This is a genomic window from Neofamilia massiliensis, assembly GCF_001299475.1.
GTDB lineage: Bacteria > Bacillota > Clostridia > Tissierellales > Peptoniphilaceae > Neofamilia > Neofamilia massiliensis.
The window spans coordinates 583,233-602,444 of record NZ_CYUJ01000003.1 but is presented as its reverse complement, the minus strand read 5'-3'; the positions used below and the strand labels follow the sequence as shown (position 1 = coordinate 602,444).

Sequence of the window (19,212 nt, the reverse complement as noted above, 5' to 3'; positions counted from 1 at the left end):
TATTATGAAATATTTAGAAGAAAGACAAGAACTAATTTCATACGGAAAGAAAATGAAAGAAGAGGGACTTGCTCCAGGTACTTCAGGCAACTTGTCTGTATTTTTAAAAGAGGAAAATCTTGTTTTAATAAGTCCATCTGGTATTGACTACTTTGACCTAAGAGAAGAAGACTTGGTTCTTATAGATTTAGATGGAAATGTTATTGAAGGAGACAAGAAGCCATCAAGTGAATGGTTTTTGCATACAAGTTTTTACAAAAATCGCGACGACATTTTTGCCATAGTCCACACTCATTCAATGTATTGTGCCTGCCTGGCAGCAATGCGCATGCCAATTTTAGCTGTACACTATGTTCTGGCAGATGCAAATACCAACAGGGTTCCTTGCGCTCCTTACGAAAGATATGGCAGCAAGAGCCTAGCGAAAAAAGCAGTTGAAACTTGTGGAGAGAGCAAGGGAGTTTTACTAGCAAACCACGGACTAGTAACCTTAGGCGAGGACTTAAAGTCTGCCTTTAACCTAGCAAAGACCTTAGAATATGTAGCAGAAATCCAAGTTAGAACCATGGCCATTGGCAGACCTTTCGTTTTAAATAAAAAAGAAATGGACCAAGTAATCGATGCCTTTAAAGGCTATGGGCAAAAATAAAAACCAGTTAAAATAAAAAAGCAAAGACAAAGGAGATGAGAACTTGCAAGACTATAAAATTTTTCTTAGAGACATTGACAAGGACCAAAGTAAGTTAGCATTCATTAACGAAGATCTTGTAAACCAGGTACAAAAGTTCCACCAATCATTTGACGAGTACCAAGAGACACCATTATTAGAACTTAAAAATCTAGCAAAACTTTTAGGCCTAAAAAATATTTTTATAAAAGACGAGTCCTATAGGTTTGGCTTAAACGCCTTTAAGGTTTTAGGCGGATCCTTTGCCATTGGAAGATATATAGCAGACCTACTTGACATTGACCTAGCAGAATTAACTCAAGAAAAAATGCTTTCAAAAGAAGTTAAAGACAAACTTGGAGATGTAACTTTTGTTTCTGCAACAGATGGCAACCACGGTCGCGGAGTTGCTTGGGCAGCCCAACAACTTGGCCAGAAATGTACCATCTTTATGCCTGATGGATCTTCAATTCAAAGAAGAGACGCAATAAGGTCTCACGGAGCAGAATGTGAAATTATGGAAGGTCTTAACTACGATGACTGTGTAAGACTAGCCAACAAAAACGCAGAAGAAAAAGGTTGGATCCTGGTTCAAGATACATCTTGGGAAGGTTATGAAAAAATTCCTACTTGGATCATCCAAGGCTATGCAACCCTTGCAAAAGAAGCCAAGGACCAAATTGAAGCTGCAGGTCAAAGACCAAGTCATATCTTTGTTCAAGCTGGAGTAGGTTCATTTGCAACAGCAATTACAGGTTACTATGCTTCAGCCTACAAGGACGACCAACCAATGATTAACGTCGTTGAACCATTAAGAGTTAACTGCCTTTACAAAACAGCAAAAGCCGAGGATGGAAAAATCCACAAGGTTACAGGAAAGTTAGAAACAATAATGGCAGGCCTTGCTTGTGGCGAACCAGTAACAATTGGCTGGCCAGTTTTAGATTCTTTTGTTCAAGGTTTTATTTCAGCTCCAGATTCTGCAGCTGCTAGGGGAATGAGAATTTTAGGAAATCCCCTAGGAAATGACAAGAGAGTAATTTCTGGAGAGTCAGGAGCAGTAAGTCTTGGAGTTTTAGCTGACCTTTGCCAAAGAAAGGACCTAGTAGAATGGAAAGAAAAACTAGGCCTTGATGAAAATTCTGTAATTCTTTTATTCTCAACTGAAGGAGATACAGATTTTGAACATTACAGAAAAATAGTTTGGGACGGCCTTTATAAAAACGAAGGAAGCTATATTTATACCAGCAAATATTAATGGACAAAGAAACCATACGATGGCGCTACTTTTAGATACAATTAAAGACCTATCTCAAAGATAAAAAGTAAATTTAGAAAACTAAAAAAGATTCTTTAAACAAAAAAACCAGGAAGCTAAAAGAAAAATTTAGACCTCCTGGTTTTTTCTTGGAAATTTTTTGATAAAAAGCTTATAAACAAGGATAAAACTTTTCTTAAGGCTAATAAAATTTCTATTTGCCCTAAACAAATTGACGTTTTATTGGTATAATATACTAGATATAGTAAAAACTTTTTTTAGAAATACAAATGCTTCCTAAATACCTTGGAAGTATGCATTTGGAGGATTTAATGAAGAAAAAAATTGCCATAGCCTTGGCCTTTATTGTGGCCATAGTGGGAATTATTTATTTATATAAAAAAGAAAACGAAAGCACACCAGTAGATTCAGAAATTACCTTGCACCGACTTAGTTCAGCAAGTGAAGAAGATCTAAAGAATAAAGTTGATAGAGAAGTTGACAGGGGATTAATTACTGATCTTCCAGATCTTGAGCTAATGGAAAAACTTTATCCAGACAACAAGGCCTACAAGAAGGCCATCTTTAATACTTATTACGACCAAGACCCTAACAAGGGCTTACAATATGCTGGCAAGGTCTTTATGGAAACTGGAGATAGGGAACTTTTAAAACTTTTAGCAGACAAGACTTCAAAGACCTTTAAATACTCTCAAGACTCTAGGTTTGAAGTTATAAAAGAATTGGCAGAGGAAACTGCCAGTAGAATGTTTGGAAGCTGGAAGGACGTATTTTTAAGTCCCTACTATAATGCAGACGCCCCTTATTATTTGAAAAATACCAACCAAGTTGAGTTAATGGATGGGTCAGATGGCAATCTCTATATCTTAGTCTATGGTGCTACTCCCTTCCAAGAGACAATTTCTAAAGGAAAAAAAATCCCAGCTAATGAAGCTGAAATTTATAAAATTAGCAAAGATGGCCAAGTTGACCTAGTTAAAAAAATTGTCAATGACGAAAGTGCTTATAGGGAAATAATTTTTAGAAAGGTCGGACCTAACATAGAATTTTTCCAAGCTAGTTCTATAATAAATCTCCAATCTGAAATTGCATTTTTTGCCAGCTCAACAGAAGAAATTTCTAAGGCCAACCAAGAAATTTTAAATAACTTAGAACACAATTCATTAAATATAGACTGGACAGGCTATGAAAATCTGGCACCTTTTGCCAAGGCCTACATGGAAGAAGTTTTCAAAATCAAAAATCTAAATGCCAAAAATTCAAATGGCGATGGAAAAAGCCAAAGTCTTTTGAAGAAAGGTTTTTTAGTTGACTTGGACCAAGATGGGGTCTTAGACCTAGTTTTACTTACTAGCAATTTTTCAGATACGAAAAAAACTCAAGGCCTTTATATTTACACCTATGCCAACAACCAGGCCATAAAAATTTACCAATACGAAGATACTATAACAGAAAATTCAACTTATAATTTTCATCTAGATGCTGGTCTTTATGAAGAAGATGGAAAGACCTTTGTCTTCCTTGCTCACACAGCAGACTCAGGATATTTTGTAACTACAAACTTAGGACTTTTATCAAAGGCCAAGGGAGAAAATAAGATCTACCAAGAAGAAGGTTATTCAAATGTTGGCTATATGACTTATCTATCAGCTGATGGAACTAGCAATCAATATGAAGAAAGTTCTTTTGTAGAAAACTCAACCTTTATAAAACCAAATACCAATGAGTCACCTGAGGAAGGCTACTACAAACTAAGGGACAAACTTTTTGGACCAGATTCTAATTTCTTTATTACAGATGCCAAGGCCAAAGTAGACCCTAAGACCTTAGCCGAAGGTGAAACTGGAGTAGAGGGCTTTGAATATCCAGCTAGAGACAAGAGAGGAAACCTGATTTATGAAGCTTATGATAACTTCCTTACAGAAGACCAATTACTTTCTCTTTTGCTAATTCCTGTTGAACAGCCAGTAGATTTTCCAATTATAAGAAGATTTAGAATTGGAGACCAAATCTTCCCAGCTGAAATTTTAAAAATTAGAGCAGACTCAACTGGCCACATTAATGCCTCTATTTTTAAAGACCAAGACCAAGTAGCTTTAAGAAAAGATGGAGACAACTTAGTAATTGAAAAAGACAATAAGACTTATACAGTTGAAAATCCTATGATGGACGAAGAGGGAAATTATTATGTTCCATTTGCTACTTTTAAGGAAATGGGAATAATCGCCAAGGACCAAGACTATATAGTTGACTTATCCTTTGACGGATCTTTAAGTGAACAAATCCAAGGAGAAACCTACGAGGCCATTAAGGATAGAGTTGACCAAGAGCTTTCAAGAGGGGGAGTAAAATCTATTAGAGACTTAGAGCTTATTTCTGCCCTTGAAGATGACTTTTCTTATAAGGCAGAGAGAATTAAGTACTACTATGGAGAAAATCCAGACAAGGCCTACTACTATGGCAGGTACTATTATGGAGAAGAAGGAAACTCTTTAGCTATAAAGGCTCTAGATACCAAAGACCTAGAAATTTTATCTGATCAAGACAAGTTAGATGAATTTGTAGAAGACTTAGACGATAATACAAATTTAATAGAAGCAAACAAGGCTTATTTAAATAAACTTTTAGACCTTTATGAAAAAGCCAAAGCCAGTAAGGGTGATAAAGAAACTGCCTTTAGTATTGACTCAGGAATTTTTTATGACTTAGACGGCGACGGAGTAGAAGAGTTTATTCTAAAACTTAGCTTAGATGATGAGCTAATAATTTTAGCCTACACTTATGACCCAGATGACGAAAGCTTAGTTCAAATATTTTCTGAATCTATAAATAGAAGACTAAACCAAAAGCTTGAATATGGAGTTGGAGGACAGGAGAAGACTTTCTTTATTCTAGAAGACTACAAAGACGACCTAAGTAGGACTAGCCTAAAGACTTATAAGTTTGAAGATGGAGAACTTTCTTTAGATTGTGAAGTTTATAAGACATTAAAAGCAGATTCTAAGGAAGATCCTATCTATACTTTTTCTAAAAAGGATGAAGACAATGACAGGGATGCAGAAAAGATCTTTAAGGATTTAAGAGAAGAACTTTTTGGAACCAGCGAAATTTATTTCTATTCAGATGGTCAGGCGAAGAACGTATTATTTTCTAAGTATCCAGACTTTTATAGGCTAGATTTTGAAAGTCTTTTTAAGTATTTGTTAATTCCAGAAAACTTAGACTTTTACCCAGCTATAATTAGAAGGTTTAAGGTAGATGATATAATTTATCCTCAAGGGACTTTGAAAATAAGCCCTGAATCAAAAGGCTATGTAGATCTAAGAGTTCTTAAAGCTATTCCACAAGTTGACCTTAAAAACGATTCTGGAAGTTTTGTTTTAAAAATTGCAGATAAATCTTTTGACCTAAAAGATCTAATAGAAGATGAAGATGGCAATAGTTACCTAAGCCTAGAAGAAGTTAAGGACCTAGGCCTCTTTAAAGAAGACCAAGGACCAATAATTCTTTTGGGAAAATAAAACTGCTTGTTTAAAAGGGAGGGACCTATGAAAAAGTTTATAAGTCTAATGTTGATTCTAACAATTTTGCTTCTGCCAATTAAAGCTCAGGCAGTAGAATTTTCTGACCTGGCTAGTGACCACTGGGCTAAAAGTTATATTGATAATTTAACTAATGAAGGTGTTATTAGTGGCTATCCAGATGGGACTTTTAGGCCAGAAAGATATGTGTCATTTTTAGAAAGTCTAACTATGATACAAAAAATAAAACAGCCTGACCAAGCAGAAATAGAAAATGCCTTAAAGTCCTATGGATCTTTAGCAGACAAATATAAAATTTCTCCTTGGGCCAAGGAGGCCTTTACTTACTGCCTATATAAAAATATTATTTATCAGTCAGAGGTAGAAGATGCTTTGAAAAAAGGTTATTTAGTTGATGACCCAAGCTTAAATGATGCCTATCCAAAAAGAGAAGATTTGGCAGTTTATTTTGCCAGAGCCTTAGAAGTTCCACCTTCTTATGACCACAGCAACCTTCTCTACAAGGACTTAGACCAAATTGGCAGAGCCCTTGGCAACGACTTAGATATAGCAGACTATTTATCAGGCCTTGTTAAACTAGGAATTTTTGATTCTAAAGGATCTGAAGGCTACTTTGAAGGAGATAGACCTTTTAGAAGGGCAGAACTTTGTAAGATAACATATCTTTCTTTAATATATTTAGCTAATCAAGAAAATTAAATATTAAAAAATTTTCCAAAGAAAAGACCCTCAAGTTTTGTACTTGAGGGTTTTGTATTATAACTTATTAGTTATTTAATTTTACTACAGCTTCTACAGCTTCTAGTAAGCTACCATCTTCGATTATAGCAGTTGCTATTTCAAGTTCGTCGAATAATTCGAAGTTCTTGTCGTCATCGATAAATGGAATGTTTTCTCTAACAAGGTCATAGGCTGCTTGAGTTCCCTTACCTAGTTTTAGATCTGGATTTAAATCTTTTCTAAAGTCTATAGCTTGGCAAGCTGCCATTAGTTCAGTTGCTACAACTCTCTTTAGGTTTTCAACAATGTCTCTAGCGTTCCTAGATGCAATTGTTCCCATAGATACAAAGTCTTCTTGGTTTTCACAAGATGTTATTGAGTCTACAGAAGCAGGATGTGCTAGTACTTTGTTTTCAGATACTAAAGCTGCTGCAGAATATTGAGTAATCATAAAGCCAGAGTTTAGACCTGGTTTTTTAACTAAGAAAGATGGGAATTCAGATAGAGTTGCGTTAACTAATCTTTCGATTCTTCTTTCTGAAATGTTTGCTAATTCTGCTGCACCAATACATAAGAAGTCAAATGGTTGAGCCATTGGTTCACCGTGGAAGTTACCACCTGAAATAACTTGGCCATCTGAGAATACAATTGGGTTGTCAGTTGCTGCGTTAAGTTCAATGTCTACCTTAGATCTTACATAGTTAATAGTGTCTTTAGAAGCACCATGAACTTGTGGCATACATCTTAGAGTATAAGCGTCTTGAACTCTAATTTCTGCTGTGTGAGTTGTTAAAGTAGAACCTTCTGTTAGGTTTCTAATATTTTCAGCAGTTGTTAGGTTACCTTGGTGAGGTCTAATGTCGTGAAGTTTATCATAGAAGGCGTCGATAATTCCTCTGTGGGCTTCTAGTGATAAAGCTCCAGTAATATCTGCAACTTTTGCAAGTTCTAGGGCGTCATAAGTTGCTAGGGCACCGATAGCTGTCATTACAGTTGTACCGTTGTTTAGTGCTAGTCCTTCTTTTGCTCCAAGTTTAATTATTGGAATACCAGCTTTTTCCATAGCGTCTTTACCATCTAGAAGTTCATCTTCGTAGAAAGCATAGCCAAGACCTAACATTGGAAGAACCATATGGCTTAGTGGACAAAGGTCACCAGATGCACCAATTGATCCTTTTTCTGGAATATAAGGAACAACACCCTTGTTTAACATTGCAAGTAGAGTTTCAATTGTTTCTCTTCTAATAGCAGATACACCTTTAATTAAAGAGTTAACTCTAATTAAAATAATTGCTCTTACTTCATCGTCAGCAAGTGGAGCGCCGTAACCAACAGCGTGAGACCTAATTAGGTTTTCTTGTAGTTGGGCTGTGTCTTCTTTTGAAATTGATACTCTAGCTAGAGAACCAAATCCTGTGTTAACACCGTATACTACTCTTTCAGATTCAACAATGTCTTCAACAACTTTTCTTGAAGCAACTACTTGTTCCATAGTTTTTTCGTCGATTTCTACTTGTGCATAGTCTCTAGCAACAGCAATTACTTGGTCTAAAGTAAGGCTGTCGCCAGTTAAAATTACTTTTTCCATTATTAATTTACCTCCCGATTTTTAATAGTGTTATTAAGTTTTTTCTTCTTACAATGACTTTATTATCCTAAAATCATAGTGCCAATAACGCCACCAATAATTAGTGGGATATTGAATGCTATAAATGATGGAACACAAGAGTCCCAAATATGGTCGTGTTGACCGTCAGCATTAAGAGCTGATGTTGGTCCAAGAGTTGAGTCAGATGCTGGTGAACCTGCATCTCCTAAAGCTCCTGCTAAAGCTACTAATAGGATTATAGATTTTGGTGAGAATCCTAATTCAAGTCCTAGTGGAACGAAGATAGTAGCAATAATTGGAATTGTTGAGAAGGAAGATCCGATTCCCATTGTAATTAAAAGTCCAATTAGAAGCATTACAAAGGCTGCAACTGCTTTGTTACCGTGCATAGCTGCTGCTGATGCTTTAACAAGGCTTTCAACAGCTCCAGTAGCAGATAAAACTGCACCGTATCCTGCTGCAACTAGCATTACAAAGGCTATAAAGCCCATCATGCCAATACCGCCATTTACTACGTCATCAAGTTCTGAGAATTTAATTCCGCCTAGGATTAACATAGTTAATACACCAAATAAGGCAGAAAGTGGAAGTGATTCAGTAGCAATAGAAGTAAAGGCAGTAACGATGGCGCCAATTAAGGCTGCCCAAGCTTGCTTGTTCATAGTTACTTCTTTTTCATCTGCTCCTTCTTCTTGACCAATAATTGGTAGGTCTTCATATTCTCTTGGCTTGCTCATAAAGTAAGTAGCCATAATAATTAGACCTATAAGCATTGATAGACCGCCAATCCAGTTAACAGAAGTTACATCACCTATTGTAACATTAAGGCCATTTGCATTCACTTGGTCTCTGATTATACCTTGGAAAATAAGTCCGAATCCTGCTGGAATTACAATATAAGGTGCCTTAACTGAGAAGGTAAGTGCTATAGCCATAGCTCTTCTGTCTAACTTCATTTGGTTCATTAGGCCTAGTAGTGGTGGAATTAAAATAGGCATATAAGCAATGTGAATTGGAATTAAGTTTTGAGATAAACATCCAACTGCTGCAATTGTAAATACCATAGCAGCCTTGCTCTTACCTAGGGTTCCTGATAGCTTTCTGGAAAGAATAGTTCCAAGACCAGATCTAGCTAAACCTACAGCGAAAACACCAAGTAGGATATAAGCTAAGGCTGTAGCAGAGTTTCCACCCATACCATCAATAAGAACGTCAACAACTCCAGGAATCTCTTCAGATTGAGCAACTGTTCCTGGAAGCCAAGTAAAGCTATCTTTTACTGCTGCTAAAGGCATTCCACCAAGAAGGCCCCCAACAATAGCTGCTACTATCAAGGCTAAAAGAATATTAAATTTTAATAAGCATAGTGCCGATAAAACTATTACCGATACTACTACAGGGTTAGTAATAATTGACATAATTGTCCTCCTAATAATATTAAAACTTAATAACAACTATTCTAAAGTAAATATACCACTTAAACATCAAAAGAATGTTTAATAGTTTAGAAAAAAACATATATAAATCCAAAGACCTTTTAGGAAAAGATTTTCCTCAAAAAAAATTCTAGACTAAAAACCTATAAAACTAGTAAATCAGCAAAATTAATGTCAAAAAAACGTTTAATAAAAAATAAAACCTTTAAAATAAAGTCGAAAAAATCTAGGTAAAGTCCTTGAAAAATTTTTTCTTCATCCTTATAAATTTGACGAAAATTTTATATTCTACTATAATAAAGTCAATAATATCAGAAAATTATTCACAGGAAAGAGGTGTCAAATTTTTGAAGATTGAGGCGAAATTATTTGGCCTAGGGGAAATATATGTAGACGGAAAAAAAGTAAAGTTTTCCTATTCAAAAATCGAAGGCTTTATTTACTATATGATAATTCAAAAAACAGTTTCCAGATCGGAAATGGCAGGACTCCTTTGGCCAGAAGATAGTGAAAAGACAGCCAAGAAAAATTTGAGAAATGTCCTTTACCACACTAGAAAAACTATAGATAAGGACTTTATTCTAACTCCTAACAACACCATTCTCCAACTTAATGAAGATATAGATATAGAGACAGATTTAGAAGACTTCTTAAAAGATCCCAAGGGCAAATCCTATCTTTACCAAGGCGACTTCCTCCAAGGCTTTAATCTTAGAGATTCTGAAGGATACGAACGTTGGGTTCACAATAAAAGGGGCCAGTATTTTGAAAAATATTACAGAAATCTCCAAGAAAAAGCCAGAGAAGACATTGACAAAAGAAATTTCTTAAGTGTAGAAGGAGACCTACAAAAACTTATTGACCTTGACAACTTAGACGAAGAAAATTATAGGCTTTTAATGACCTATTATCTCCTAAACAAGCGCTACAAAAAAACCATAGAACTTTATTCTGATTTAGACGTTTTATTAAAAAGAGAATTAGGCGTTAAGCCTGGCCAAGAAATTAAAAATCTTTACGAAGAAGCCATTGAAAAAATAAATTCAGATTTAAGAAAATCTACTAAGGATTCTTATTTTTATCTAGCCAGAGAAAAGGAACTGGCCCAAATCCACCAGATTATTTCAAACTTTAAAAATGCCGGGAAAGTTAAAGCTCTTTATCTTGAAGGTGAGGCTGGAATTGGAAAATCTGCCTTGTTAACTAGGGCCTATGAAGATTTTTCAAGAGAGATTGAAATTTATAATATACCTTGCTATGAATTTGAAGAAGGCAGGGTCTTAAATGTCATAAAATTTTTTTTAGAAAACTTAGAGAAAATTAAAGGAGCAAGAGTTGACAGGCTTTTAAAAACCATTAGAAAAATTCAAGAAGCAAGTAGCAGAGGAGAGGCTCTTGATTTTTACCTAGGGGACTTAGAAGAAAAATTACTTGAGCAAATAAAAATTTTAGACGATGGAATCTATAGGATTTTTAATTTTGAAGATGTCCACTGGATAGACGAGCCTTCTGCAAAAATTTTGACTAAATTAATTTTAAAGGATTCGTCTAAGACCATGTACTTTTTCTCAGCAAGATCTAAGTCTAATGATTACGTTGATGATATGGTTGCCAGTTTAGACAAGTATAGAATTTTAGAAAAAATTTTCCTAAGGCCGCTTACCTATGAAGAAGGAGAAAAATATGTAAGAAAGGTTATGGGACCTGACTTTAAAAAAGATTCTTTTAAAAAAATTTATGACCAGGCCCAAGGCAATCCTCTCTTTATGGAAGTCTTTACCAGCCAGGCCATTGAAGGTAAAGAAATTGGCCAGCTTAATGAAAGGCTAGTTAGGGACATAAGGTCTCGTTTTACTTCCTTTAAACAAGGAGAGAAAAGCCTTTTAAATCTCTTGTCTTTTTTTAAAGAACCCTTTCCTCTAGAAATAATTTTTAAGTTAACAGACTTGGACAGAGAAGTAACTGTCAACCTTTTGGACAAGTTAGCAAAGAGAAATATCCTCTACGAAATAGAAAAAGACGGCACCCTTTACTATGACTTTGTCTACAAAAAAATCAAGGACTTTGTCTACTTAGACTCAAACAAGGCTAGAAGAAGGCTCTACCACAAAAAAATTGGCGACCTTTTAGAAAAAAATCCGAAAATATATAAAAATAAACTAAAATATTTAGAAGAACTTTCCTATCACTTCTACCAAGGAGAAGACCAGGCCAAGGAAGTCTTCTACGAAATTGAAATCCTCGACTACTATCTAACTTACAGCCACGAACTCTATCCAGTTTTAGAAGATATAGACTTTAACGAAAATAGAAAAATTTATATTGAAAGTGAGCTTATAGATGAGAGACTTTTTAGCTTAAAAGAAAAATTAGACCAGCTAGAAAAAACTGGCTGTGCAGACCTGGAAGACTTGAAGAAAAAATATTTTTATATAAGAGGCAGGTATTTAATAAGAACAGGATCCTATGAACTAGGCCTTAAAGACATTAACTATGTTCTAACTAAGGCCAAATTTTCTGACGATCTTTCATATATGCTAAAGGCCTACAAGCAGCTAATTTATTATAAAATCCAAGTTAATGAAAGTGCTGACATGGGAGCCTATATTGAAGAAGGCTTAAAGTTATCAGCCCAGGCCAACTACCACAAGGAAATTTCTATGTTTTTAAGATTTAAAGGTCTTTACTATTTAATGAAGGGGACCTATGACCAAGCAGAAAAACTTTTAAGGGATTCAATTAACACCCTCTCTGTTATAGAAGAAATCGCCAACCAATATGCAACTAACATTGCCGCTGCCTATTCTTATATAGGAGAAATATATTTGGCGAGAAAAGATTATTCTAGGGCCAAAAAAGAATTTTTAAAAGCCATAGACCTAGGCTCAGAAAAAAAGGTTCAGTCGTCACTGGCAGTTTTTTATATAAATATTGGTAAGACTCTTTACTATGAAAAAAATCTAGAAGAGAGCAAATTATATTTTTCCAAGGCTCAGGAAATTTTTGAAGCCTATGACTTTTATTGGAAGAGGTCAGTTTTATATTCCTATATGAGTCTAATAGCCTTTGAAGAAAAGGATTTAGAAAATGCAAAAAAATATTTAGACTTAGGGCTGGAAGCAGACCAGCAAATAAAAGACCCAAGGGCTTTGGGAATTTTAAACTTTGTCATGTATACAACTTCAAAAAATATTGAGAAAGACCAAGGAGAAAAATATTTTAAAGAGCTTTTTAAAGAAGACGCAAAAACCTACAAGGACTTGGCCTTAGAAAACTTAGACCCTTATAGAGATATATACGAAAGAGACCTAGTAAAATAAGCTAGGTTTTTTTGTGAAGAAAAATTTTAAAATATCTTCTATAATAGAACCAAGAGTAAATTTCTTAATAATTTTGTAAGAATTATGCAAAAAATAAGTTGAAGTTTTTTGTTAGTATAAATTTGGAGGAAAAAATTATGGACAAATTTAAAATTTTAGTTGCTGAAGATGACAAGGCCATTAGAGAATCAATTGGCATATATTTAAAAAATGCAGGCTATGACCTAGTCTTTGCAGCAGATGGCAAAGAGTGCCTGGAAATATTTAATAGAGAAAAAATCGACTTAGTAATAATGGACTTAATGATGCCAAATTTAACAGGCGAAGAGGCAATAATGGAGCTTCGAAAAGATTCTTATGTTCCTATAATAATTTTATCTGCAAAAAGCGAAGACTATGACAAGGTTATGGGCCTAGACATTGGAGCAGACGACTATATAACCAAGCCCTTTAATCCCCTTGAACTAATAGCCAGAGTAAATTCTAATATTAGAAGGTTTTACAAGTACAAGGAATCCAAGGACGACAATATTATAGAAATTGGCACAGTTAAATTAAATACCTTGGACAAGTCTGTTTCAGTTGAAGATGAAAAAATCTTTTTAACTTCAATTGAATACAAGATTTTAGAGCTTCTCATGTCAAATCCAAACAGGGTCTTTTCTGTAGACGAAATTTATGAAAGAGTTTGGAATGAGCCTGCTATCGAAACTAAAACTGTAACTGTCCACATTAGACGAATAAGAGAAAAAATTGAAATAAATCCCAACAAGCCAATTTACCTCCAAGTGGCCTGGGGATTGGGCTATAAATTTGTTAGCCCTAAAAGGAGATAGGACAAATGAAAGATGGAAATAAATTTTTGTATGAAGGAAAATATATTTTACTAGGCCTTTTAATCATTACCTTAGTTTGTAGCTCACTTAGTTTTTTTCTTCCTTTAAATCTTACAGGCGATAAGTCGGCAGCCTACTGGTCAATAATGAATGGAGTTTCTAGCTCCCTTTATGATGACACTAATCCCGATTTAGATGGAATCTTTAGCTATTATTTAAGGTCAGAAAAAAAAGACAGTCCAAGTTTTGATGATTATGGAGAAGACTACTACGAAGACTATTCTCTTATAAGCTTTGACGAAGACCAAGTTACTATTAGAACCTTTGAAGGATTTATAGCAAAATTTTATAAGGCTTCAGCTGATAAAGATATTTTCTTAAAAGAAACGACCTATGATGAAGGCAATATTAATACCAAAGAAGTTTCAGCTGAAGAGTTTTATTACTACAATCCTCTTTATAAGGACCAAGAAGCCTACAAGCTTAGGTATTTAACTAACGACAATATATTTTTAAGGACCTATGGCAGCGACTTTAAATTTGATCCGCTTAATATGGACTTTGATGAAACTTACGTCTATGTAGTGGGAACTTATGACGGCAAGACAGCAAAAATTTTAAAGACCAATGCTGGTGTGGAAGGCAAAGCTACAAGGGCCTTATCTTATTTAGAAGATGCTGTTGATGAAATTTATAAAAGTATTAGTTCTACAAATAAAATTAAAGACTTAAACTTTGCCTATGCCCTAGATGTTTCCAGTCCAGCCTACGCTGAATTTTTATCTAAGACAAGCTTTCAAGATGGATTTTTCCCAAAGTTAGCCATATTTTTAACTGCAGCTACAGGAATTTTCTTAATTCTAAGTCTACTAACAGCCTATGACAAGGCAAGGGCCAGCAGATTTTATCAAGTTCTAGGAAAATTTCCTATAGAGCTGGCAATAATTTTTGGATCCTTAATTTTTACCTATGGAGCCTTTTACTTGTCTACTGAATTTTTAAGGACCGGGATCTTATCTTTAAGGGCTGAATACATTCTTGGATTTTTAATGCTAACTGCCATGACCTTTTTAATTGGTCTATGTCTTTACTATCTAGTATTTTTATTTAAAGACTTATTTGCAAATAAGGGAAAGAGTTATCTTGTAAAAAATTCTCTAATCCTAAGATTTGTTGGCTTTTTCAAAAGACAAATTCTAACTTTCTTAAGAAAGGCTACTGGAAACTTTGAAGGAACAAAAAAATCAAATGTTCTTTTGGCCTTAGGCTTAATGCTTTTAATAGGTTTTATTGGCGCTAACGCTTTTACCCGCCATCCAGGCTTTGTATTTTTCCTTTGGTGCATTTTAGTTTTTGGAATAAGTTATTTTTTAAAGGGCTACTACGATAGCATCTTAGCCTTAGAAGACTTGTCTTCAAAAATCAAAGACGGCGACTTTACCAGCCAGGTAGACGAAGACAAGACCAGGTTTAAAACCCTGGCCCACAATTTAAACACAGTCAGCCAAAATATGGACTTGGCCATAGAAGATGCCTTAAAGTCTGAGAGAATGAAGACAGAATTAATTACCAACGTCTCTCACGACCTGAAGACTCCGCTAACATCTATAATTAACTATTCAGAACTTTTAATAGACGAGGACCAAGACATGGAAGCAAAAGTCCAATATGCCCAAGTAATAAATGACAAGGCCCACAAGTTAAAGATTTTAATAGAAAATCTCTTTGATCTTTCTAAGGCAACTGCCAAGGCTATTGACCTTCACTTAGAAGACTTAGACTTTGCCCAACTAGTCGACCAGGTCTTAGGAGAATGGGAAGACAAGTTAGAAGAAAAAAATATTTCTGTAAACTTTACATCTGACCCAGGTCCCCTAATTTTAAAATTAGACGGCAACCAAACTTATAGGATTTTAGAAAATCTCCTTTCAAATATTTACAAGTACAGCCTAGAGGGAACTAGACTTTATGTAGATTTAAAAAGAGGCGACAAGACGACTTTGACTTTAAAAAATATTTCCAAGTATCCACTTAATATTTCTGCAGAAGAACTGCTAGAAAGATTTACTAGGGGAGATGCATCTAGAAATACAGAAGGATCAGGTCTTGGACTTTCAATTGCCTCATCTTTAACTGAACTTCAAGGAGGGACCTTCCACATAGAAATTGACGGAGACTTATTTAAAACCAGCCTAGTATTTTAATTTTAAGCCAGACTTTTAGTTTGGCTTTTTTATATTGTTTACTTTTTTCGAAAGTCTGCATATAATAGAAGTATTGAAAGGGTGGACTTATGATAGGAAAAATACTTTTACTTGTAGGGGCAATAATTTTTTCCCTTGCTGCCTATAAAAATTCACAAATAAAAAAAGACCTGCTAGTGCCTTCATCTTTTGATAACAAGATGAAAGTTGGCCTAGTTTTACTTCCCATAGTTTTATTATATATTAGCTATGCCTTAGATCTTAGCCTTTATGGCCTAGCCTTTACTGTCGCATTAGAATTTTTATTTTATTCTCTTAATGCAGGAACAGGTTTTACCAAGGATGAATATATTTATTTTTCAGGTTATAATATTTTTTTGTCTAAGAAAAAATTAGAGGACCTTTGGTTTGTAGATATTAGGTCTAGATTTAAAAATAATTTAATTGTAGTTCACCTTAGAGGCAATCTATTTAAAAAATCTTCCTACTATGAGTTTCGCTATGGAACTAATATAGAAAGACTTTGTAAAAATGCCAAAGTTGATTTTTACCCCCTGGGTCAAGCTGCACCAGAAAAGAAATTATTTTAAGGACTTAATGGAGTTTACAGGCTCCATTTTTTCTTTTTAATTTCACTTAAGTTAGCTTTAATAATCTGGCCATATGAGATAAAATAAATATTGATTTATCGTTTATCAATAAATGACTTTAAAATTAAAAAAGACCTATGTTGAATAAATTATTTATTTAAAGTATTATATAAAACTAGAGAAGATAGGAGATACTATGACGAATAAAGTTGATAAAATTACAAGGTCGGCAACTGCCTTAGTTGTCTTTGCCTTAATAGGAAAAACTATGGGTTTTGTTAGAGAGACCCTAATAGCAAATTACTTTGGAGCAGGAGTTGAAACAGATGCTTTTAATGCAGCCTTAAAGTCTACAAACTTAATAACAGCTATAGTTTCAAATGCCATAGCCAATACCTTTATCCCAATGCTATCAAAGGTAAGGGCAGACGAAGGAGAAGAAAGAGTGGCCTACCACACAAACAACATGCTCTTTATGTCTATTTTTGCATCTATTATCCTAACTGTTTTAGGAATTTTAGCAGCTCCATTAATTGTAGGTTTTGTTGGTCGAGGCTTTGAAGAGCAAACTTTTAACTTAACCTTACAACTTACAAAAATTGGCATGCCAGTTATGATTTTTTCTGCCATCGTAGGAGTTATGACAGGTTATTTGCAATCCCAAGGAAAATTTGCAGCAACTGGAGCTATTCCAATTCCCCTAAACATTGTCTATATTTTTTATCTTATTGTGCTATCAGGTAAGTTTGGTGTATTTGGCCTAACTATTTCCAGCGTTTTGGCCATAGCTGCCCAAGTTATATTTTTACTACCAGAAACTGTAAAGGCTGGCCACAAATATTTTTGGGCCTTTAATATTAAGGACAAGTATGTTATTCACGCCCTTGAACTTTCTATTCCAGTTTTACTTTCTGTAGCAATAAATGACGTCAATATTGCAATAAACACAGCCTTTGCTTCAGGACTTGGAGAAGGAACTGTATCTTGGCTACATTATGCCAACAAGTTAAATGTCTTAATTTTAGGAATTTTTATTGCAGCAATTACTTCTATAGTCTTTCCTATTATGTCTAAGGCCTTTTCAGAAGGAGACATTGATGGCGGTAGAAAGTCAATGGCCCTAGCAACTAGACTCATATTTTTAATAACTATACCAGCAACTATTGGCCTAATTGTCCTAGCCAGACCCATAGTAGAAATTGCCTTCCAAAGAGGGAAGTTTACAAGTTATGATACTGAAATGACTGCTTTGGCCCTAATTTTTTATGCGCCAGCTTTAACAGCCTTATCACTAAATACCTTGTTAAACAGAGTTTATTATTCTCTCCAAGATACTACAACGCCACTTTTAATTTCTGCAATTTCAGTGACCTTAAATGTGCTTTTAAACTTTGTCTTTGTAAAAGTTTTAGGTCACAGAGGCCTTGCACTTGCTTTGACCCTTGGAACAAATATTGCGGTTTTTATTTCATTTATTGGACTTAGAAAAAAACTTGGCCACATTTTTGGTTGGTCATTTTTAAGGGCTATAATAAAAAATTCTATAGCGGCAATTATTATGGGAGTAGTTGTATACTTTTCTTACTATGGACCAATGAATACCTTTGCTATTTTAGAAACTAGAGTTATTTATAAATTGCTTTGTTTCTTATTTGCCTTGGTTTTAGCCATAATAACTTATGGATTCCTGTCCTATTTATTAGGAGTTGGCGAAGTGAAAATGGCCATAGAATTATTTAAAAGCAAGAGACAGAAGAAAGTAGAATAGGGGGAAGTTTTGAAAGAAGACAAGTATCCAATTTCCTTGTTGAATTTATTTATCACATTTTTTAAGATAAACTCAATTACCTTTGGAGGCGGATATACAATTGTGCCAGTTCTCATAGACGAGCTAGCCAACAATAAAAAAATAATTACAGAAGAAGAAATGTTAGATCTTCAGGCTATTGCCCAATCAGGACCTGGCGCCATGGCAATTAATACATCAATTTTAACTGGTTTTAGGCTAAGGGGACCAGCAGGAGCCATAATTTGTCTCCTGGCTTCAGTTCTTCCTTGTATTATTATAATTACAATAATTTCTTATTTTTATAGGGAGTTTAAAGAAAATTATTATATCAACGCCGCCTTAAAGGGCATGGCAGGAATAATTTCTGGAGTCTTAGTTATAACTACAATCAGAATGGCAAAAAATGCCAGCAAGGAGAGAAAAGCCTTTTCTTTTACGCTAATGGTCCTAGCCTTTATAGCTTCCTATATCTTTAGTATAAACACTGGCCTAATAATTTTAATTTCAGCTATTTTTGGCCTAATTTTATTTTCAATAGTTAAGGAGGACCAAATAAAATGACAACTCTTCTTGAACTTTATTTGCAATTTTTAATTATAGGAGCGACGGCCTTTGGTGGCGGCTATGCAGTTTTGCCACTTATTAATTCATATATAGTTGAAGGCAAGGGCTGGATTACCATGGCAGAAATGACAGATGTAATTACCATTTCTAATATGACTCCTGGACCAATAGCCATTAATTCGGCGACCTTTGTTGGAACAAAAATAGCAGGACTTCCAGGTTCTATTGCAGCAACTCTTGGAGTAGTTACTCCATCTTTTATACTAATGTCAATTTTAGGATATTTTCTCTTTGCTAGAAATAAAAAGCTAGATTTTTTAGATAAGATGCTAAAGACCTTGAGACCTACAGTTGTTGGCCTAATAGCAATTGCAGCCCTAGATTTAATTCAAGAGGCGATTTTTACAAACGACCTAAGTCCAGAATCTTTTACCATAAACTATGTGCCCCTAATTACATTTTTTATAGGTCTCTACTTCTACCACAAGAGAATAAACCTAACTAAGCTAATTGTCCTGGGGGCAGTCTTAGGAATTGCCTTGTCATTTGTCTTTTAATTATTAATAGAGAAGTGAAATTATATAAATTGATTTTTTACAGCCTATAGCAACAAAGATATTAAAAATAAATTATGTTATAATAAAAACGAAGAGGAG

The 19,212-nt window shown here is 34.6% G+C and carries 13 protein-coding genes; 11 read left to right on the top strand and 2 right to left on the bottom strand.

Going from position 1 to position 19,212, the window contains the following annotated elements:
- The first annotated feature begins 4 nt into the window (after positions 1–4).
- From BN2667_RS07225 to BN2667_RS07210, 4 genes are all read left to right on the top strand, one after another.
- The gene (locus BN2667_RS07225; RefSeq protein WP_054252661.1) at positions 5–649 is read left to right on the top strand and encodes an L-fuculose-phosphate aldolase; all 645 of its coding nucleotides are present in this window, start codon (positions 5–7) and stop codon (positions 647–649) included.
- Between the two features lie 43 nt (positions 650–692).
- On the top strand, positions 693–1,925 hold the full coding sequence (dpaL, locus tag BN2667_RS07220; RefSeq protein WP_054252660.1) for a diaminopropionate ammonia-lyase: 1,233 nt from the start codon (positions 693–695) through the stop codon (positions 1,923–1,925).
- A 332-nt stretch (positions 1,926–2,257) separates the two neighbouring features.
- On the top strand, positions 2,258–5,467 hold the full coding sequence (locus BN2667_RS07215) for a hypothetical protein (protein WP_054252659.1): 3,210 nt from the start codon (positions 2,258–2,260) through the stop codon (positions 5,465–5,467).
- Between the two features lie 27 nt (positions 5,468–5,494).
- The gene (locus BN2667_RS07210) at positions 5,495–6,187 is read left to right on the top strand and encodes an S-layer homology domain-containing protein (protein ID WP_054252658.1); all 693 of its coding nucleotides are present in this window, start codon (positions 5,495–5,497) and stop codon (positions 6,185–6,187) included.
- 67 nt (positions 6,188–6,254) lie between these two features.
- On the opposite strand, the gene hutH is transcribed toward BN2667_RS07210, so the two are convergent.
- Positions 6,255–7,796, bottom strand: a complete 1,542-nt coding sequence (gene hutH / locus BN2667_RS07205) for a histidine ammonia-lyase (RefSeq protein WP_054252657.1) — start codon at positions 7,794–7,796, stop codon at positions 6,255–6,257.
- A gap of 62 nt (positions 7,797–7,858) precedes the next feature.
- Positions 7,859–9,235, bottom strand: a complete 1,377-nt coding sequence (locus BN2667_RS07200) for a Na+/H+ antiporter family protein (RefSeq protein WP_054252656.1) — start codon at positions 9,233–9,235, stop codon at positions 7,859–7,861.
- 365 nt (positions 9,236–9,600) lie between these two features.
- Here BN2667_RS07200 and BN2667_RS07195 point away from each other — a divergent pair, with 365 nt between their 5' ends.
- From BN2667_RS07195 to BN2667_RS07165, 7 genes are all read left to right on the top strand, one after another.
- Positions 9,601–12,573: an ATP-binding protein gene (locus BN2667_RS07195; RefSeq protein ID WP_054252655.1), complete on the top strand. Its 2,973-nt coding sequence runs from the start codon at positions 9,601–9,603 to the stop codon at positions 12,571–12,573.
- Positions 12,574–12,710: 137 nt separating this feature from the next.
- Positions 12,711–13,409 carry a response regulator transcription factor gene (locus BN2667_RS07190; RefSeq protein ID WP_054252654.1) on the top strand — a complete coding sequence of 233 codons (699 nt, stop codon included), beginning with the start codon at positions 12,711–12,713 and terminating at the stop codon, positions 13,407–13,409.
- A 5-nt stretch (positions 13,410–13,414) separates the two neighbouring features.
- Positions 13,415–15,613, top strand: a complete 2,199-nt coding sequence (locus BN2667_RS07185; RefSeq protein ID WP_054252653.1) for a sensor histidine kinase — start codon at positions 13,415–13,417, stop codon at positions 15,611–15,613.
- Between the two features lie 89 nt (positions 15,614–15,702).
- On the top strand, positions 15,703–16,203 hold the full coding sequence (locus tag BN2667_RS07180; RefSeq protein ID WP_054252652.1) for a hypothetical protein: 501 nt from the start codon (positions 15,703–15,705) through the stop codon (positions 16,201–16,203).
- A 196-nt stretch (positions 16,204–16,399) separates the two neighbouring features.
- Positions 16,400–17,971 carry a murein biosynthesis integral membrane protein MurJ gene (gene murJ, locus BN2667_RS07175; protein WP_054252651.1) on the top strand — a complete coding sequence of 524 codons (1,572 nt, stop codon included), beginning with the start codon at positions 16,400–16,402 and terminating at the stop codon, positions 17,969–17,971.
- A gap of 9 nt (positions 17,972–17,980) precedes the next feature.
- Positions 17,981–18,553, top strand: coding sequence for a chromate transporter (locus tag BN2667_RS07170; protein ID WP_082380224.1), 573 nt, complete (start codon positions 17,981–17,983; stop codon positions 18,551–18,553).
- The gene (locus BN2667_RS07165) at positions 18,550–19,113 is read left to right on the top strand and encodes a chromate transporter (RefSeq protein WP_054252650.1); all 564 of its coding nucleotides are present in this window, start codon (positions 18,550–18,552) and stop codon (positions 19,111–19,113) included. The genes BN2667_RS07170 and BN2667_RS07165 overlap by 4 nt, the downstream gene beginning before the upstream one ends.
- Positions 19,114–19,212 lie beyond the last annotated feature (99 nt).

Bases quoted from the DNA above. Each gene is read 5' to 3' on its own strand.
- BN2667_RS07165 (WP_054252650.1), top strand. From the start codon at position 18,550: ATGACAACTCTTCTTGAACTTTATTTGCAATTTTTAATTATAGGAGCG.
- murJ (WP_054252651.1), top strand. From the start codon at position 16,400: ATGACGAATAAAGTTGATAAAATTACAAGGTCGGCAACTGCCTTAGTT.
- BN2667_RS07190 (WP_054252654.1), top strand. From the start codon at position 12,711: ATGGACAAATTTAAAATTTTAGTTGCTGAAGATGACAAGGCCATTAGA.
- hutH (WP_054252657.1), bottom strand. From the start codon at position 7,796: ATGGAAAAAGTAATTTTAACTGGCGACAGCCTTACTTTAGACCAAGTA.
- BN2667_RS07225 (WP_054252661.1), top strand. From the start codon at position 5: ATGAAATATTTAGAAGAAAGACAAGAACTAATTTCATACGGAAAGAAA.
- BN2667_RS07185 (WP_054252653.1), top strand. From the start codon at position 13,415: ATGAAAGATGGAAATAAATTTTTGTATGAAGGAAAATATATTTTACTA.
- BN2667_RS07200 (WP_054252656.1), bottom strand. From the start codon at position 9,235: ATGTCAATTATTACTAACCCTGTAGTAGTATCGGTAATAGTTTTATCG.
- BN2667_RS07210 (WP_054252658.1), top strand. From the start codon at position 5,495: ATGAAAAAGTTTATAAGTCTAATGTTGATTCTAACAATTTTGCTTCTG.
- BN2667_RS07215 (WP_054252659.1), top strand. From the start codon at position 2,258: ATGAAGAAAAAAATTGCCATAGCCTTGGCCTTTATTGTGGCCATAGTG.
- BN2667_RS07180 (WP_054252652.1), top strand. From the start codon at position 15,703: ATGATAGGAAAAATACTTTTACTTGTAGGGGCAATAATTTTTTCCCTT.